Genomic DNA, 13587 nt, shown 5'->3' with positions numbered 1-13587 from the left:
GGTTTCAAAGTGGCAACTGAACAAATGAAAATGCCTCAGCTTGGTGAAAGTGTAACAGAAGGAACCATTAGCAAATGGCTCGTTTCACCTGGCGATCATGTGAATAAATACGATCCGATTGCGGAAGTCATGACAGATAAAGTAAATGCAGAGGTTCCATCATCCTTTACAGGAACAATCACTAAACTAGCGGCTGCAGAGGGTGATACACTTCAAGTAGGAGAAGTGTTTTGTGAAATTGAAGTAGAAGGCAGTGCGCAGCAGAGTGCGAAAACAGAAGAGGCGCCTGCGCAAGATGAAGCACCAGAACCTGACCAAACAAATGTGGATCAGAGTCAAAAGAAACGATACTCTCCGGCAGTCCTGCGTTTAGCAGATGAGCACGGAATTGATTTAGCGGCTGTTCATGGAACGGGAGCTGGCGGCAGAATCACAAGAAAAGATTTGCTGAAGCTTATCGAAAGTGGAGGCGCACAAGAAACGGCAGCACCTGTGAGTGGTGGTACGGGTCAACCAGAGCCTGCGAAGCCGTCACAAGCAAAAGCGGCTCCTTCCATCTCTTCAATGCCTGGAGATGTTGAACTGCCGGTCACACCGATTAGACAGGCGATTGCCGCAAATATGCTAAGAAGCAAGCATGAAATTCCACATGCCTGGACGATGATGGAAGTGGATGTGACAAACCTTGTGACAAGAAGAAATCAGCTAAAAGATCAATTCAAAGCAAAAGAAGGCTTTAATTTGACGTTCTTTGCATTCTTTGTCAAAGCAGTGGCTCAGGCCTTAAAGGAATTTCCTGAAATGAACAGCATGTGGGCTGGAGATAAAATTGTTCAAAAGAAAGCGATCAACGTCTCCATTGCTGTTGCAACAGATGACGCTCTTTTTGTCCCAGTGATTAAAGATGCGGATGAGAAAACGATTAAGGGAATCGCCAAAGAAATTCATGAACTTGCTTCCAAGGTCAGACAAGGCAAACTGAAGCAAAGTGACATGGAAGGCGGCACTTTCACTGTGAACAACACAGGATCATTTGGTTCAGTTCAATCAATGGGGATCATTAACTATCCGCAAGCAGCCATTTTACAAGTAGAATCTATTGTAAAGCGCCCGATGATTGTAAATGGTATGATTGCCGCAAGAGATATGGTGAATCTTTGTCTTTCATTAGATCATAGAGTACTCGATGGTCTTGTATGCGGTAGATTCCTGCAAAGAATTAAACAAATTCTTGAAGGCATTGACGAAGAGACGTCCGTCTATTAAGCTCATTTATATGTCCCCTTCTCACAATGAGAGGGGGATTTCCATATCAATCAGAAAGGAGCGATGAGATGTCTGGATTAGATTTCTTTGCTTTTCTTACGATTGGTCTGATGTTTATAACAGCCATTGCGTTCGCTTTTCTTCGGTATATTTCCAAATCACGCAATCATCCTGAACGCTTACTGCTAATCATATCAATCGTTTCAATCATTCAAATCGCCTATTGCTTGTTGATGATAGGTGGATTTAAAGGAGTCGCCAATAGTTTATTAGGCATTTCCCTTCTGATAGGTACACTGCTAGGGTATGCACTTGAATATTTATACAGACGTTATATCAAAAAAACGCCCGCATCGAAATGATGCAGGCGCTTTTTATTCTGCTGGAACAATAAAGGTCAAATGCTGTTTTAATACTTCAAGGGAAGAAGGAGCAGTCATATATACCTCACCATCTGTATCTGCATCCATTTCCTCTTTTGTATGAATATGAATGCGGGATGCTTGAATAAGAGACAGGTCACCTTTAAAATCTTCTAGCTCTTCGCGGTTCATTGAAAAAATCTCTTTTAAAGCAGAGAAACTCGTATTTCTGCAAATTAAAATTTCGGCTTTTCCATCATCAATTGAAGCATTTGGCAGATCTATTTTATTTGTACCGATAAAGTGCCCATTCATGACAAGGACAATCACAGCTTCTTCTTCCCAGTTTTCCTCTTCGGTTTCAATGCGTACGTAGAAAGGTTCTGTCTGCTGAAGGGTTCGAAGAGCGCTCGTGAAGTAACTGATTTTTCCGAGGACAGCTTTTTCTTTATCATTAATATTGTTTGAGGTATCTGCGATGAGACCAATCCCCCAAAAATTTAAAAGGTATCGATCATCTGCTTTGATTAAATCGACCTTTTTTTCAGTGCCATCTATCACCATTTGAGCGGCCTTTGGCATCTGCTGCGGGATGCCTAGCGTTCTAGAAAAGTCATTGCACGTCCCGCCAGGTAAAATCGCTACAGCTGGCCTTTTTTCTAAACCGCCAATTCCATTCATACATTCATGGACGGTTCCGTCTCCGCCTAGTATAATCAACAATTCAATCGACTCATCCATCTCGCGGCAGAAATGATAGGCATCATTTGGCTGTTTTGTAGGCTTAAGGATGAGTTCATCAATATGTAAAGAAAGAAGAGGCACTGTTTGACCTAGTGTTTTTTCCATGTTTTTTTGTCCAGCATTTCCGTTATAAATGAGTATCGCTTTTTTGAATTGTGCCATCACGCAGTTCTCCCTTTCATCACTTTATTATCACTTTTCCCCAATTCCACAGGTCATAAACGACGTTTGAAAAAAGTGAAGGGGGCGAAACAAGACATTTGCCCGCCGGCGTTTTCCTTGATATGATGTAGTTAAAATGGTTTTGTACGTAGAAGGAGTGGACGGTTATGAATATTGATTTTAATTTATTTATGAATGATATCGTGAAACAAGCACGAGAAGAAATTAAACAGGCAGGCTATACGGAGCTGACAACAGCTGAAGAAGTTGATGAAGCGCTAACGAAAAAAGGAACGACACTTGTTATGGTGAATTCAGTGTGCGGCTGTGCAGGCGGTATTGCAAGACCAGCGGCTGGTTATTCTGTTCATTACGATAAGCGTCCAGATCAATTGCTCACAGTGTTTGCTGGACAGGACAAAGAAGCAACCGCAAGAGCACGTGAATACTTTGAAGGCTTCCCGCCATCTTCACCATCATTTGCTCTATTAAAAGACGGGAAAATCATTAAAATGGTCGAACGTCACGAAATCGAAGGACATGAACCGATGGAAGTGGTGTCAAAACTTCAAGCCGCTTTCGATGAGTATTGCGAAGAAGTGTAACATGTTACTTTTGAATGAATTATTCAAATGCAGTCCGGTCTTTTGATCGGTCTGTTTTTTTGTTTTACATGACATACGAATCAAAATAATTTTAGCAAAATACTATTGCATATCAAAAAGAAAGTGTTTAAAATACATTATAGTGAATAAATATTCAAATCTACTCATGATTTTAAATACTAGGAGGCATTATCATATGAAAAAGTGGTTATTATTACTTATGACAGCTGGTCTTGCAGCTGCATTAGCAGCATGCGGAACTTCTTCTAATAATTCAAACGCATCAGGAGACGACAAAACACTCATTATGGCGACTTCAGCAGATTATCCGCCATTTGAATCAAAAGACGGTGATAAAATTATCGGTTTTGATGTCGACCTTGCTACAGCTCTAGCGAAAAAGAACGGCTACAAGCTAGAAATTCAAGATATGGACTTTGCAAGCCTCGTGTCAGCTCTTAAAACAAATAAAGCTGATATTGTGCTTGCAGGCATGACACCTACTGAAAAGCGTAAAAAACAAGTTGATTTCTCAGATGTTTACTACAATGCTGAAAACTTGGTTGTATCAAAAAAATCTAGCGGTATGAAAACAGAGAAAGATTTAAAAGACAAAACGGTTGGCGTTCAATTAGGTTCTATCCAGCAAGATGAAGCAAACGGATTGCAAAAGAAATATAACTTAACGGTTGAAGATCGTAATAAAATCTCTGATATCATTCAAGAAATTAAAGCAGGCCGTTTTGATGCAGCTATTATTGAAGATAAAGTAGCGGCTGGCTACTTGAAAAAGGAAAAAGATTTCCAAGCATTTGGATTGAATAGCTCAAACGAAGGTTCAGCCATTGCATTCAAAAAAAATAGCGACTTAACAGCGAAATTCAATAAATCATTAAAAGAAATGAAGGATAATGGCGAACTTGATAAACTCATTAAAAAATGGTTTGCTGATGAAAAGTAAGTCAGGAACAGGATCAGCGTCATTCATGAAAATCAAGTAGAAAGCGCTGAAAAGTTCAACATGTGTTGAACTTTTTTCCTGTTTTATTCTTTGATTTTATCTGAAGGAAAAAAAGGAGAATATCATGATGGATTTTAAAGATGTCATACCTCAGATGCCCTTTATTTTAGAAGGTCTTAAAGTAACGCTTTCTATTGTTGTGGTATCACTGTTCCTTGGTTTTATTTTAGGAATCTTATTAACGCTCTGTAAAATTAGTGTATTTAAGCCGCTTATCTGGCTAGCAGATTTTTATACGTCAATCTTCCGAGGCACACCGCTTGTGCTTCAGCTTTTGATTATTTATTTTGGTCTTCCTCAGCTGCTCGGCTTTCAAATTGATCAATACTGGGCAGCTGTAGCCGCCTTTTCACTAAACTCGGCGGCGTACGTATCTGAAATCATTCGTGCAGGAATCAATGCCATTGATAAAGGGCAAAAAGAAGCGGCCGTTGCTTTAGGTATCCCGTATGCTAAAATGATGAAGGACTTATTGCTTCCGCAAGCATTCAAAAATATTTCACCAGCACTTGTGAACGAAACGATTACACTGACAAAAGAATCAGCGATTGTCACAGTCATTGGACTGGGCGATGTCATGAGACGAGCCTATCAAGCAGGTGCCGTCACCTATAACTATCTTGAACCGCTTATTTTTGCGGGTCTCATCTATTATGTCATCGTGCTTATTCTTACCTTCGTCGGCAAATCGGTGGAAAGGAAGTTAAAATCAAATGATTAAAATAGAGAAACTCACAAAATCTTTCGGTAAAAATGAAGTGTTGAAAGGGATTGATACCACGATTAAAGAAGGCGAAGTGGTAGCTGTCATCGGGCCATCTGGTTCAGGAAAATCAACATTTCTTCGCTGTATTAACTTACTTGAAAAACCGACTTCTGGAGTGATTACGATTCAGGGGACGGAAATTACCAATCCAAAAACAAATGCATTAAAAGTGCGCGAAAATATTGGTATGGTATTTCAACATTTTCACTTATTCCCGCACAAAACAGTGCTAGAAAATATTACGTATGCGCCAATGAATGTAAAGAACCAATCGAAGGAAGACAGCATCAAGCAGGCAGAAGAGCTTTTAAAAAAGGTCGGACTTCTAGAGAAAAAAGATGATTATCCGAACCGGCTGTCAGGTGGTCAAAAGCAGCGTGTCGCCATTGCACGTGCTCTTGCAATGACACCAGATATCATGCTTTTTGACGAGCCGACGTCTGCTCTTGATCCAGAAATGGTAAAGGAAGTATTAGAGGTCATGAAAGAGCTCGCTCAATCTGGGATGACGCTGATGATCGTCACACATGAAATGGGCTTTGCAAAAGAAGTGGCAGACCGTGTGATCTTTATGGATGATGGGAAAATTGTAGAGGATGCCAATCCTGTAGAATTCTTTGAATCTCCGTCTTCACAGCGTGCTCAAGATTTCTTACAAAAAATATTATAATGAAAAAAACGAGGAGGAGACTTAACATCTCCTTCTTTTTTTGATTATAATGGGGAAAGTAAAAAAAGTTCATCATTTCACAAAAGTAGACAGAAAAGAGTGAATCACATCATGTTTAAAATCGGCTACCGAACGCTGAAAACAGCATTAGGAACAGCTCTAGCCATTTACATTGCACAAATGCTCGGTCTGCAAAACTATTCAGCTGCCGGCATTATTACGATCCTATGTATTCAGGTGACGAAAAAAAGGTCACTCCTCGCATCTGGGGCCCGCTTTGCCGCATGCAGTCTTGCCATCTTATTTTCTTATTTATTTTTTGATCTGATTGGGTATCATCCTTTCGTCATTGGACTGATGTTGCTCGTCTTTATACCAACAACGGTCTTGTTTCGGATTAAAGAAGGGATTGTCACAAGTTCAGTGATTATCCTTCATTTGTATATGTCTGGAGGCATTACGCTTCATCTCATCTGGAATGAGCTTTTACTCATCACCATTGGTGTAGGGGTCGCACTCATTATGAACCTGTATATGCCTAGCGTTGATAAAAAGCTGAAACAATACAGTGAACAAATTGAAGCGAATTTTGCGAAAATCTTTGAAGAAATCGAGCAATATTTAATGACCGGAAAACAAGACTGGACAGGAAAAGAAATTCCAGAGACGCATCAATTGATTAAAGAAGCGAAGGCTCTTGCATACCGTGATGTTGAAAATCATGTCTTAAGACATGAAAATCTGTATTATCATTATTTCAACATGAGACAAAAGCAATTTGAAATCATTGAGCGGGTGCTTCCGAAAATTACGTCCATTTCTGTTACAACGGAGCATGGGCAAATCATTGCAGAATATATTAGAGATTTACGAGAACATATTCACCCAGGGAACACGGCGCATAAGTTCTTAAGACGCCTGATTGATATGAAAGAAGAGTTTGATGCACTGCCACTTCCACAAACACGTGAAGAATTTGAAGCTAGAGCCGCACTCTTTCATTTTCTCGGAGAAATGGAACAATATTTGGTGCTGAAAAGTTATTTTAAAGGGATGAAAGAATAAAGACGCATGAGTTCCTCCTTCATTGGTCAATCTAATGAAAAAGGAGGAGCCTATGCGTCTTTTATTTTATACTGTGCTGACCATGTCCCTTTCACCCATCTGGCCGCTCGGGCAAAACCCGCTTCCAGGAGACCCGTATGTCATTATTAATAAACAAACGAACGAGCTTGCGTATATTGATCATGGGAAAATTCAAAAAGTCTACCCGGCTTCTACTGGCAAAACAGCTGATTTAACGCCAGAAGGTGAATTTACAATTATGATCAAAGCGAAAGATCCTTATTACAGAAGAAAAAATATTGAAGGCGGCGCAAAGAATAACCCACTCGGCCGAAGGTGGATTGGATTTGATGCGCTAGGAACCGACGGGAGAACCTATGGCATTCATGGAACAAGTGATGAGACATCGATAGGGAAATTTATTACGGCAGGCTGTGTACGTCTTCATAATCAAGATGTAGAACGGCTATTTGATCAGCTTCCAGTTGGTACAAAGGTATGGATCACGACATCAAGCGATGCATTTGAGAAACTGGCCAAAGACAAACAGGCCATTCGTTAAAAAACGAATCACCTGCTTGTCTGCTTTTTTATCAACACTTTATAAAAAGGCTGCCGCTCCTGCTAAAAGTGAAGAAATTAACAGTAAGCTAATCATGAGCAATACCATAAATTTCATGAATTTCTGAGACATATCGCACCCCTATAATCAAATGTTTTTGCGACGAGCGCACCTTTCTTTATTCTAGCTCGTTTTTACGCAGGCGACAAGTGATGTACAAAGGAAGTGAACGGATGAATCAAATCGATCATATAGCCATTGCCGTTTTTTCTATTCAAAAAACAGCACGTACGTTCTCCAATCTGTTTAACTGGGAATTTTCAGACATAGAAGTACTTCCGAATCAAGGGGTCAAAGTATCTTTTGCTTCCCTAGGTGATCTGCACATTGAGTTGATTGAACCGATGGAGGATCACAGCACATTACATACCTTTTTAATAAAAAGAGGAGAGGGGCTTCATCATATTGCATTAAAGTCAGGTGACATTCAGGCTGATCTCAGTCAACTTGAGGAGCTCGGCATGCAGCTCATTCAAAAGGGCGCACAAAATGGTGCGAACGGAAATCGCATTGCGTTTATTTCACCAAAAGAAACGTCAGGTGTGCTAATTGAATTGTGTGAACCTTTGAAAGGAGAGAAACAGGAAGATGCATGAATCGTTCAATGACTTGTCTGAATGGCGCGAGAAAGCTTTAAGGGGCGGCGGTGAAAAACGAGCAGCAGCTCACCGAAACAAAGGAAAGCTGACTGTTCGGCAGCGGCTTCATGAACTTCTTGATGAAGGCAGCTTTATGGAAATTCAGTCATTTGCTAAAGGCTGCCGCTCAGAACATTTAGGGGATGGCGTTGTCACTGGGACGGGACTGATTCATGGGAGACAAGTAGGCGTTTATGCACAAGATGCGACCGTGTACGGGGGTTCGCTAGGGGACATGCATGCGAAAAAAATAGCGGCTTTAATGGATTTGGCGGCTAAAAATCAAATGCCTGTTATCGGTCTAAAAGACTCAGGTGGTGCGAGAATTCAAGAGGGTGTGGTATCATTAGAGGGATACGGTCAGATTTTTAAACGGAATGTGCTGTACTCTGGTCAAATTCCGCAAATATCCGTTATTTTAGGCTCCTGTGCGGGAGGTGCAGTTTATTCACCTGCACTGACGGATTTTGTATTCATGACGGAGCAAACAGCTCATATGTTTTTAACTGGACCGAAAGTGATAGAAAAAGCAACAGGAGAGACGGTCTGTCCTGACCGGCTTGGAGGTGCAGCAGTTCAGCATCAAACAAGCGGGAATGTGCACTATACAGGGAAAGATGAGAGAGACGTGTTAAAAGCAGTTCGAACGCTTTTAACGTACATACCAACGAAACGACGGCCTGTCATTCATCGTAAGGTGCAAAAGCATGATGCGAGCGATCTTGGGAACATCTTGCCAAAGGAGCCATCACGTACTTATGATGTCAAACAAGTGGTGACAGCGATCACCGACCACGGCTCATTTTTTGAAACGCAGCGTTGTTTCTCCAAAAATATCGTCACAGGTTTTGCCAGATTACAAGGGTCTTCCATTGGTCTTGTAGCCAATCAGCCTAAGGTGCTGGCAGGAAGCCTTGACCTCGATGCTGCTGATAAAGCGGCTCGGTTTATTCGATTTTGCGATGCATTTCATATTCCCATTTTAACCCTTGTGGACGTTCCTGGATTTTTGCCAGGGGAGAAAGCCGAGCATGCAGGCATTATCCGCCACGGCGCAAAGCTTTTGTATGCGTACGCTGAGGCGACCGTTCCAAAGATCACTGTGATTTTGAGAAAGGCATTCGGCGGTGCATACGTTGCGATGAATAGTAAGGGATTAGGTGCTGACTTTGTATATGCATGGCCAGAGGCAGAAATTGATGTCATGGGAAAATCGTTTGCAGACGAAATTGTTCATCCTGCTTTGCGTGAGGTGGACAATGAACCTAGTGTCATGAAGGCAGCACAATTAGGATTAATCGACGATATTTTAATGCCAGATGAAACGAGAGAGCGACTCATTCGCTCATTTGACCTGCTTCGCAGTAAGGAAGAAGATAGACCGTTAAAAAAGCATGGAAACATGCCGCTATAAGAGGAGGAACATCATCATGATCAATGAGAAACGCTTATTAGACGAATTTTTAGAACTTGTTCAGATCGATTCAGAAACGAAACATGAAGAAAAAATTGTTGAAGTCCTAAAAGAGAAATTTACTGGTTTAGGGCTTAATGTAGTTGAAGATGATTCAAAAGAGGCAACCGGCCACGGAGCAGGCAATCTTATTTGCACACTTGAAGGGAATCAAGAGGCAGATACGATTTATTTTACTTCTCATATGGATACAGTTGTACCAGGTAATGGTGTTAAGCCAGTCATTGAAGACGGCTATGTCAAGACAGATGGCACAACCATTCTTGGTGCTGACGATAAAACAGGGCTTGCTGCAATGTTTGAAGCGATCCGTGTCCTAAAAGAGAAAAATGTACCGCATGGCAAGATTGAATTTGTCATTACAGCTGGTGAAGAATCAGGACTTGTAGGAGCAAAAGCGTTAGATCCAAAACTGATGACAGCAAAATATGGTTATGCGCTTGATTCAGATGGCAAGGTCGGTACCATCATCGTGGCTGCGCCAACACAGGCGAAAGTACGTGCAACCATTTACGGAAAAACAGCTCACGCAGGTGTGGCACCTGAAAAAGGCGTCTCTGCGATTACGATTGCATCAAAAGCGATCGCCAGCATGCCGCTTGGCCGTATTGATGAAGAAACAACGGCGAATATCGGCCGCTTTGAAGGCGGAACACAAACGAATATTGTCTGTGATCAAGTGGATATTCTGGCAGAGGCACGTTCTTTAGAACCGGCAAAAATGGAAGCGCAAGTAGCGAAAATGAAAGAAGCCTTTGAAAAAACCGCTAAAGAAATGGGCGGAAGTGCCGATGTACAAATTGACATCATGTATCCAGGCTTTAAATTCTCACACGGCGATCAAGTCGTTGAAGTGGCGAAAAAAGCGGCTGCGAAAATTGGCCGTCCTTCAGAACTACAGACAAGCGGGGGAGGCAGTGATGCAAACGTCATTGCTGGAAACGGCATCCCGACCGTCAACCTAGCTGTTGGATATGAAGATATTCATACGAAAAATGAGAAAATGCCGATTGAAGAATTAGTCAAGACAGCTGAAATGGTTCTCGCCATTATCGAAGAAACGACAAATCCATCGTAAAGGCAGGAGACTCTGTGAGCACGCAAAAGATCATTATTTTCCAAGTGGGACAAGAGGATTTTGGTATCAGCGTAGAACATATACGCTCAATTGAGAAGGTCCCTTATTTACAAGAAGTATCGAACCTTCCAAAAGAGATTAAAGGACTCATGTCGTTAAGAGGAGAGGTCATTCCAGTCAGTGACACAGGTGTCATGCTGCACGGAAAACCTCTGGATGTAACCGAACAGTCTAAGGTTCTACTATTTGAATTAAACGATCAAATGATTGGCTGCCTTGTTTCTGATGCAAAAGATATCATTGATATCGAGTTAAGTGAGATCAAGCCATTTCATATGAACACAAAAGCATCTGAATATTTCTTCGGCGTCGTTGAGAGAGAGAACAAGATGATTTTACAAGTGGACCCTAATAAGTTTCTAGGGAAAATTGAGGATCTTGATCAATTGCCTGAGCGATTGAAAGAGGAATTGGCATAAACAAAGGCCCCTTATCCATGGATAAGGGGTCATTTTGCGTGCCGGAGCTCACGCATCTTTTATTTGTTGCGCTCTACAGAAGACAAATAAAGCCCCCTTATCATGTTCCGGTAAGGGGGCTATCATTTATTCAGCTGCTGGGTTAATTGAATCGTTTGCCGCAGCTTTTGTTTTTGATTTTTGGTACATCACATTTAAAATAATCGTTTGAATGGTGAGTAAAAGTCCACTTGTCATCCAATATAAAGGAAGAGCAGCGGGAGCATTAATTGATAGAAACAGCATCATGACTGGGAAAATCATGCCCATGATTTTTGCTTGTTTCAGTGCAGCTTCTGTTTGGGTGCCTGATTGCTTTGCGAATTTTTGTGTGACATAAAATTGCAAGAAATACATGGCTCCTGCAAAGATCGCCACCAAAAGATCAGTTTGTCCTAAGTTAAACCATAAGAACGAATGTGTTGCGATCTCAGGTGTTGAGCGGATTGCCGAGTAAAAGCCAAGAACAATTGGAATTTGAATCAGCATCGGCAGACAGCCCATTGCCAGCGGGTTCACATTGTTGTCTTTATATACTTTCATCATTTCCATTTGCAGTTCTTTTTGTTTTTCAGGTTCTTTCGTTTTCTTTAATTTGCTTTGTATTTGGTCAATCTGAGGTTTAACGAGTGCCATTTTCTCTTGCATCACTCTCTGCTTTTTAAATTGGTTTGCAAAAAGCGGGAAAATAAGCAGCCGGACAATCAATGTCACGAACATAATAGATAAACCGTAGTCATCATGGAAAAAGTTCGCAAGCCAGATAATCAACTCAGAAAAAGGCTGAACAAAATAATGATGGAAAAACCCATCAGAGCTTGTATTTGTTTGCGCACTCGCAGCAAATGCCGGTGACGCTACCATCATAAAAAATAAAGTCGTACAAATTGTCAATAAACGTTTCAATTCATTTCCTCCTCAATAATAAAATCTAATAAGAGAGAGGAAGCGAATGGTCTTCATCATCATTTGATGATCTTTTCATTCGAATGACTTTACTAATCCAAGTTGTAATGCGATCATATATGATAAACAGAAAGTCTGTTCGATTCAAACAAGATGCATCCAACTCTTCTAAACGATGTCCTCCGAGGTGCTCGTTCATTCGGCAGTCTTTTAATAAGAAAGCAATACCGATGGCGGTCAGCGCTGGAAGAATAATCGTAAAGAATTCAACAAGGAAAAAGACTTCATTGAATGTATCAATAATCATGATTATCACATCCATTTCATTACTCACAGTGTACTATACACCATATGAAATGTCTAATGGAACAAACAGGTGAAATCACGGTGAAGTGAAGGAAAGTAGATCACCTAAGGAGGCAAGCAAATGGCTGATTCTCAAAAGAAGGGGCGAATCATTTTTCATATTGATATGAATAGTTTTTATGCATCGGTAGAAATGGCGTATGATCCTTCTTTGAGAGGGAAACCTTTAGCCATTAGCGGAAATGCAAAAGAGCGCAAAGGGATAGTTGTGACTTGCAGCTACGAGGCAAGAGCACTCGGGGTGAAGCCGCCGATGCCACTCTGGGAAGCGAAGCGGCTATGTCCGGGACTGATTGTGCGTACACCCAACTTCGACCGGTACCGCAGCTCCTCACAAGAGATGTTTACCATACTAAGAGAATATAGTGACTTAGTTGAACCCGTTTCAATTGATGAAGGCTATATTGATTTAACCGATACCCCTTATGCTGAGCATGCCGTGAAAACCGCTCATGATATTCAAACGAGGCTCGTAGAAGAGCTCATGCTTCCATCGAGTATTGGCATTGCACCAAATAAATTTCTAGCGAAGATGGCGTCTAATTGGAAAAAGCCAATGGGCATTACCATTTTGCGTAAACGAGATGTCCCGACAATGCTCTGGCCGCTCCCTGCAGGTGACATGCATGGGGTTGGACAGAAAACGGCAGATAAGCTGAAAACCATCGGAATTCATACTATTGAAGATTTAGCAAAAGCGAATGAATATGCGCTGAAAGAGTTATTAGGCATCAATGGACCGAGGTTAAAGCAAAAAGCAAACGGAGAGCATGACGGCATTGTCGATCCAGAAAGAATATACGAATTTAAATCTGTCGGCAATTCTTCCACTCTTCCTCACGATTCTGATGATACAGATGAACTCGTCTCATTAATAGAGAAACTGTCGCAATCGGTGAGTGCCAGATTACGAAGAAAAGAAGTGATGGCGAACCGGCTGCTCATTATGATTCGGTATGCAAGCTGGAAAAATATCACACGGAGCGTCACACTCACGAATCCAACTGATCGAAAGGAAGATCTATTTGAGGCGGCAAAGCAGCTATTCCTAAAGCATTGGAATGACCAGCCTGTAAGACTTTTAGGTGTGACGGGGACCGATCTTGTGGAACGAAAATCAGCCGTCAAGCAACTTGATTTATTCTCTTATACAGAAGATGCAAAAGACGAACCGCTCCAATCTCTTTTAGACGGACTGAAAGAAAAATACGGTAAACCACTCATCCAAAGAGGAGTGACCATTAAGGAAAAAGAGAGCAAAACAAGTGGTACAAGTTTTAATAAAGACTTTTTTCAGGACGAAAGAGGAAATGACTAGCCTGAA

At 41.4% G+C, this 13587-nt stretch carries 17 protein-coding genes; 13 read left to right on the top strand and 4 right to left on the bottom strand.

Translation table 11 applies throughout. From position 1 onward, the window contains the following. Positions 1-9: 9 nt before the first annotated feature. Together ID12_RS15645 and ID12_RS15640 are read left to right on the top strand one after the other, a co-directional pair. The gene (locus tag ID12_RS15645; protein WP_050827389.1) at positions 10-1266 is read left to right on the top strand and encodes a dihydrolipoamide acetyltransferase family protein; all 1257 of its coding nucleotides are present in this window, start codon (positions 10-12) and stop codon (positions 1264-1266) included. 68 nt (positions 1267-1334) lie between these two features. Beyond that, positions 1335-1628: a YesK family protein gene (locus ID12_RS15640; RefSeq protein WP_008342236.1), complete on the top strand. Its 294-nt coding sequence runs from the start codon at positions 1335-1337 to the stop codon at positions 1626-1628. 12 nt (positions 1629-1640) lie between these two features. Here ID12_RS15640 and ID12_RS15635 read toward each other — a convergent pair whose 3' ends face one another. Beyond that, the gene (locus ID12_RS15635; RefSeq protein WP_008342237.1) at positions 1641-2534 is read right to left on the bottom strand and encodes a YegS/Rv2252/BmrU family lipid kinase; all 894 of its coding nucleotides are present in this window, start codon (positions 2532-2534) and stop codon (positions 1641-1643) included. A 167-nt stretch (positions 2535-2701) separates the two neighbouring features. On the opposite strand from ID12_RS15635, the gene ID12_RS15630 reads away from it, so the two are divergent. The 6 genes from ID12_RS15630 to ID12_RS15605 all read left to right on the top strand — a co-directional run bounded on the left by ID12_RS15630 (position 2702) and on the right by ID12_RS15605 (position 7223). After that, positions 2702-3139: a BrxA/BrxB family bacilliredoxin gene (locus ID12_RS15630; protein ID WP_007501138.1), complete on the top strand. Its 438-nt coding sequence runs from the start codon at positions 2702-2704 to the stop codon at positions 3137-3139. 196 nt (positions 3140-3335) lie between these two features. Then, positions 3336-4100: a transporter substrate-binding domain-containing protein gene (locus tag ID12_RS15625; RefSeq protein ID WP_017357953.1), complete on the top strand. Its 765-nt coding sequence runs from the start codon at positions 3336-3338 to the stop codon at positions 4098-4100. Positions 4101-4227: 127 nt separating this feature from the next. Further along, a complete protein-coding gene (locus ID12_RS15620) occupies positions 4228-4881 on the top strand; it encodes an arginine ABC transporter permease ArtQ (RefSeq protein ID WP_008342239.1) in 654 nt (217 codons plus the stop codon). Next, positions 4874-5596 (top strand): arginine ABC transporter ATP-binding protein ArtM, encoded by a 723-nt coding sequence (locus tag ID12_RS15615; RefSeq protein ID WP_017357952.1) that lies wholly within the window; start codon positions 4874-4876, stop codon positions 5594-5596. Before ID12_RS15620 ends, ID12_RS15615 begins: the two co-directional genes overlap by 8 nt. A gap of 111 nt (positions 5597-5707) precedes the next feature. Then, positions 5708-6661 (top strand): aromatic acid exporter family protein, encoded by a 954-nt coding sequence (locus ID12_RS15610; RefSeq protein WP_050827387.1) that lies wholly within the window; start codon positions 5708-5710, stop codon positions 6659-6661. Positions 6662-6713: 52 nt separating this feature from the next. Beyond that, positions 6714-7223 (top strand): L,D-transpeptidase, encoded by a 510-nt coding sequence (locus ID12_RS15605; RefSeq protein WP_050827386.1) that lies wholly within the window; start codon positions 6714-6716, stop codon positions 7221-7223. 39 nt (positions 7224-7262) lie between these two features. Here the strand turns inward: ID12_RS15605 and prli42 are convergent, their stop codons facing one another. Beyond that, positions 7263-7355 carry a stressosome-associated protein Prli42 gene (gene prli42, locus ID12_RS19390; RefSeq protein ID WP_017357951.1) on the bottom strand — a complete coding sequence of 31 codons (93 nt, stop codon included), beginning with the start codon at positions 7353-7355 and terminating at the stop codon, positions 7263-7265. A 101-nt stretch (positions 7356-7456) separates the two neighbouring features. Between prli42 and mce the strand changes: the two genes are divergently transcribed. The 4 genes from mce to ID12_RS15585 are packed head-to-tail and all read left to right on the top strand — an operon-like array spanning position 7457 to position 10952. Beyond that, entirely contained in the window at positions 7457-7879 is a 423-nt protein-coding gene (gene mce, locus ID12_RS15600) for a methylmalonyl-CoA epimerase (protein WP_050827384.1), read from the top strand. Continuing rightward, a complete protein-coding gene (locus tag ID12_RS15595; protein ID WP_046343931.1) occupies positions 7872-9335 on the top strand; it encodes an acyl-CoA carboxylase subunit beta in 1464 nt (487 codons plus the stop codon). The genes mce and ID12_RS15595 overlap by 8 nt, the downstream gene beginning before the upstream one ends. Before the next feature lie 16 nt (positions 9336-9351). Continuing rightward, a complete protein-coding gene (locus ID12_RS15590) occupies positions 9352-10473 on the top strand; it encodes a tripeptidase T (protein ID WP_025207594.1) in 1122 nt (373 codons plus the stop codon). Between the two features lie 14 nt (positions 10474-10487). Further along, on the top strand, positions 10488-10952 hold the full coding sequence (locus ID12_RS15585) for a chemotaxis protein CheW (RefSeq protein ID WP_008342245.1): 465 nt from the start codon (positions 10488-10490) through the stop codon (positions 10950-10952). 126 nt (positions 10953-11078) lie between these two features. Here ID12_RS15585 and ID12_RS15580 read toward each other — a convergent pair whose 3' ends face one another. Next, positions 11079-11897, bottom strand: a complete 819-nt coding sequence (locus ID12_RS15580) for a membrane protein insertase YidC (protein ID WP_024718902.1) — start codon at positions 11895-11897, stop codon at positions 11079-11081. A gap of 25 nt (positions 11898-11922) precedes the next feature. Beyond that, positions 11923-12204 (bottom strand): hypothetical protein, encoded by a 282-nt coding sequence (locus ID12_RS15575; RefSeq protein ID WP_008342247.1) that lies wholly within the window; start codon positions 12202-12204, stop codon positions 11923-11925. Positions 12205-12324: 120 nt separating this feature from the next. Here ID12_RS15575 and ID12_RS15570 point away from each other — a divergent pair, with 120 nt between their 5' ends. Beyond that, the gene (locus ID12_RS15570; RefSeq protein ID WP_007501120.1) at positions 12325-13581 is read left to right on the top strand and encodes a DNA polymerase IV; all 1257 of its coding nucleotides are present in this window, start codon (positions 12325-12327) and stop codon (positions 13579-13581) included. Positions 13582-13587 lie beyond the last annotated feature (6 nt).

This window comes from Bacillus altitudinis (genome assembly GCF_001191605.1).
In the GTDB taxonomy this organism is placed as follows: domain Bacteria; phylum Bacillota; class Bacilli; order Bacillales; family Bacillaceae; genus Bacillus; species Bacillus altitudinis.
The sequence above is the reverse complement of the archived record's forward strand: the minus strand, read 5'-3'. Positions and strand labels throughout refer to the sequence as shown.

Bases quoted from the DNA above. Each gene is read 5' to 3' on its own strand.
- ID12_RS15625 (WP_017357953.1), top strand. From the start codon at position 3,336: ATGAAAAAGTGGTTATTATTACTTATGACAGCTGGTCTTGCAGCTGCA.
- ID12_RS15570 (WP_007501120.1), top strand. From the start codon at position 12,325: ATGGCTGATTCTCAAAAGAAGGGGCGAATCATTTTTCATATTGATATG.
- ID12_RS15615 (WP_017357952.1), top strand. From the start codon at position 4,874: ATGATTAAAATAGAGAAACTCACAAAATCTTTCGGTAAAAATGAAGTG.
- ID12_RS15605 (WP_050827386.1), top strand. From the start codon at position 6,714: ATGCGTCTTTTATTTTATACTGTGCTGACCATGTCCCTTTCACCCATC.
- ID12_RS15620 (WP_008342239.1), top strand. From the start codon at position 4,228: ATGGATTTTAAAGATGTCATACCTCAGATGCCCTTTATTTTAGAAGGT.
- ID12_RS15595 (WP_046343931.1), top strand. From the start codon at position 7,872: ATGCATGAATCGTTCAATGACTTGTCTGAATGGCGCGAGAAAGCTTTA.
- ID12_RS15640 (WP_008342236.1), top strand. From the start codon at position 1,335: ATGTCTGGATTAGATTTCTTTGCTTTTCTTACGATTGGTCTGATGTTT.
- mce (WP_050827384.1), top strand. From the start codon at position 7,457: ATGAATCAAATCGATCATATAGCCATTGCCGTTTTTTCTATTCAAAAA.
- ID12_RS15635 (WP_008342237.1), bottom strand. From the start codon at position 2,534: ATGGCACAATTCAAAAAAGCGATACTCATTTATAACGGAAATGCTGGA.
- ID12_RS15630 (WP_007501138.1), top strand. From the start codon at position 2,702: ATGAATATTGATTTTAATTTATTTATGAATGATATCGTGAAACAAGCA.
- ID12_RS15575 (WP_008342247.1), bottom strand. From the start codon at position 12,204: ATGATTATTGATACATTCAATGAAGTCTTTTTCCTTGTTGAATTCTTT.
- ID12_RS15590 (WP_025207594.1), top strand. From the start codon at position 9,352: ATGATCAATGAGAAACGCTTATTAGACGAATTTTTAGAACTTGTTCAG.
- prli42 (WP_017357951.1), bottom strand. From the start codon at position 7,355: ATGTCTCAGAAATTCATGAAATTTATGGTATTGCTCATGATTAGCTTA.
- ID12_RS15610 (WP_050827387.1), top strand. From the start codon at position 5,708: ATGTTTAAAATCGGCTACCGAACGCTGAAAACAGCATTAGGAACAGCT.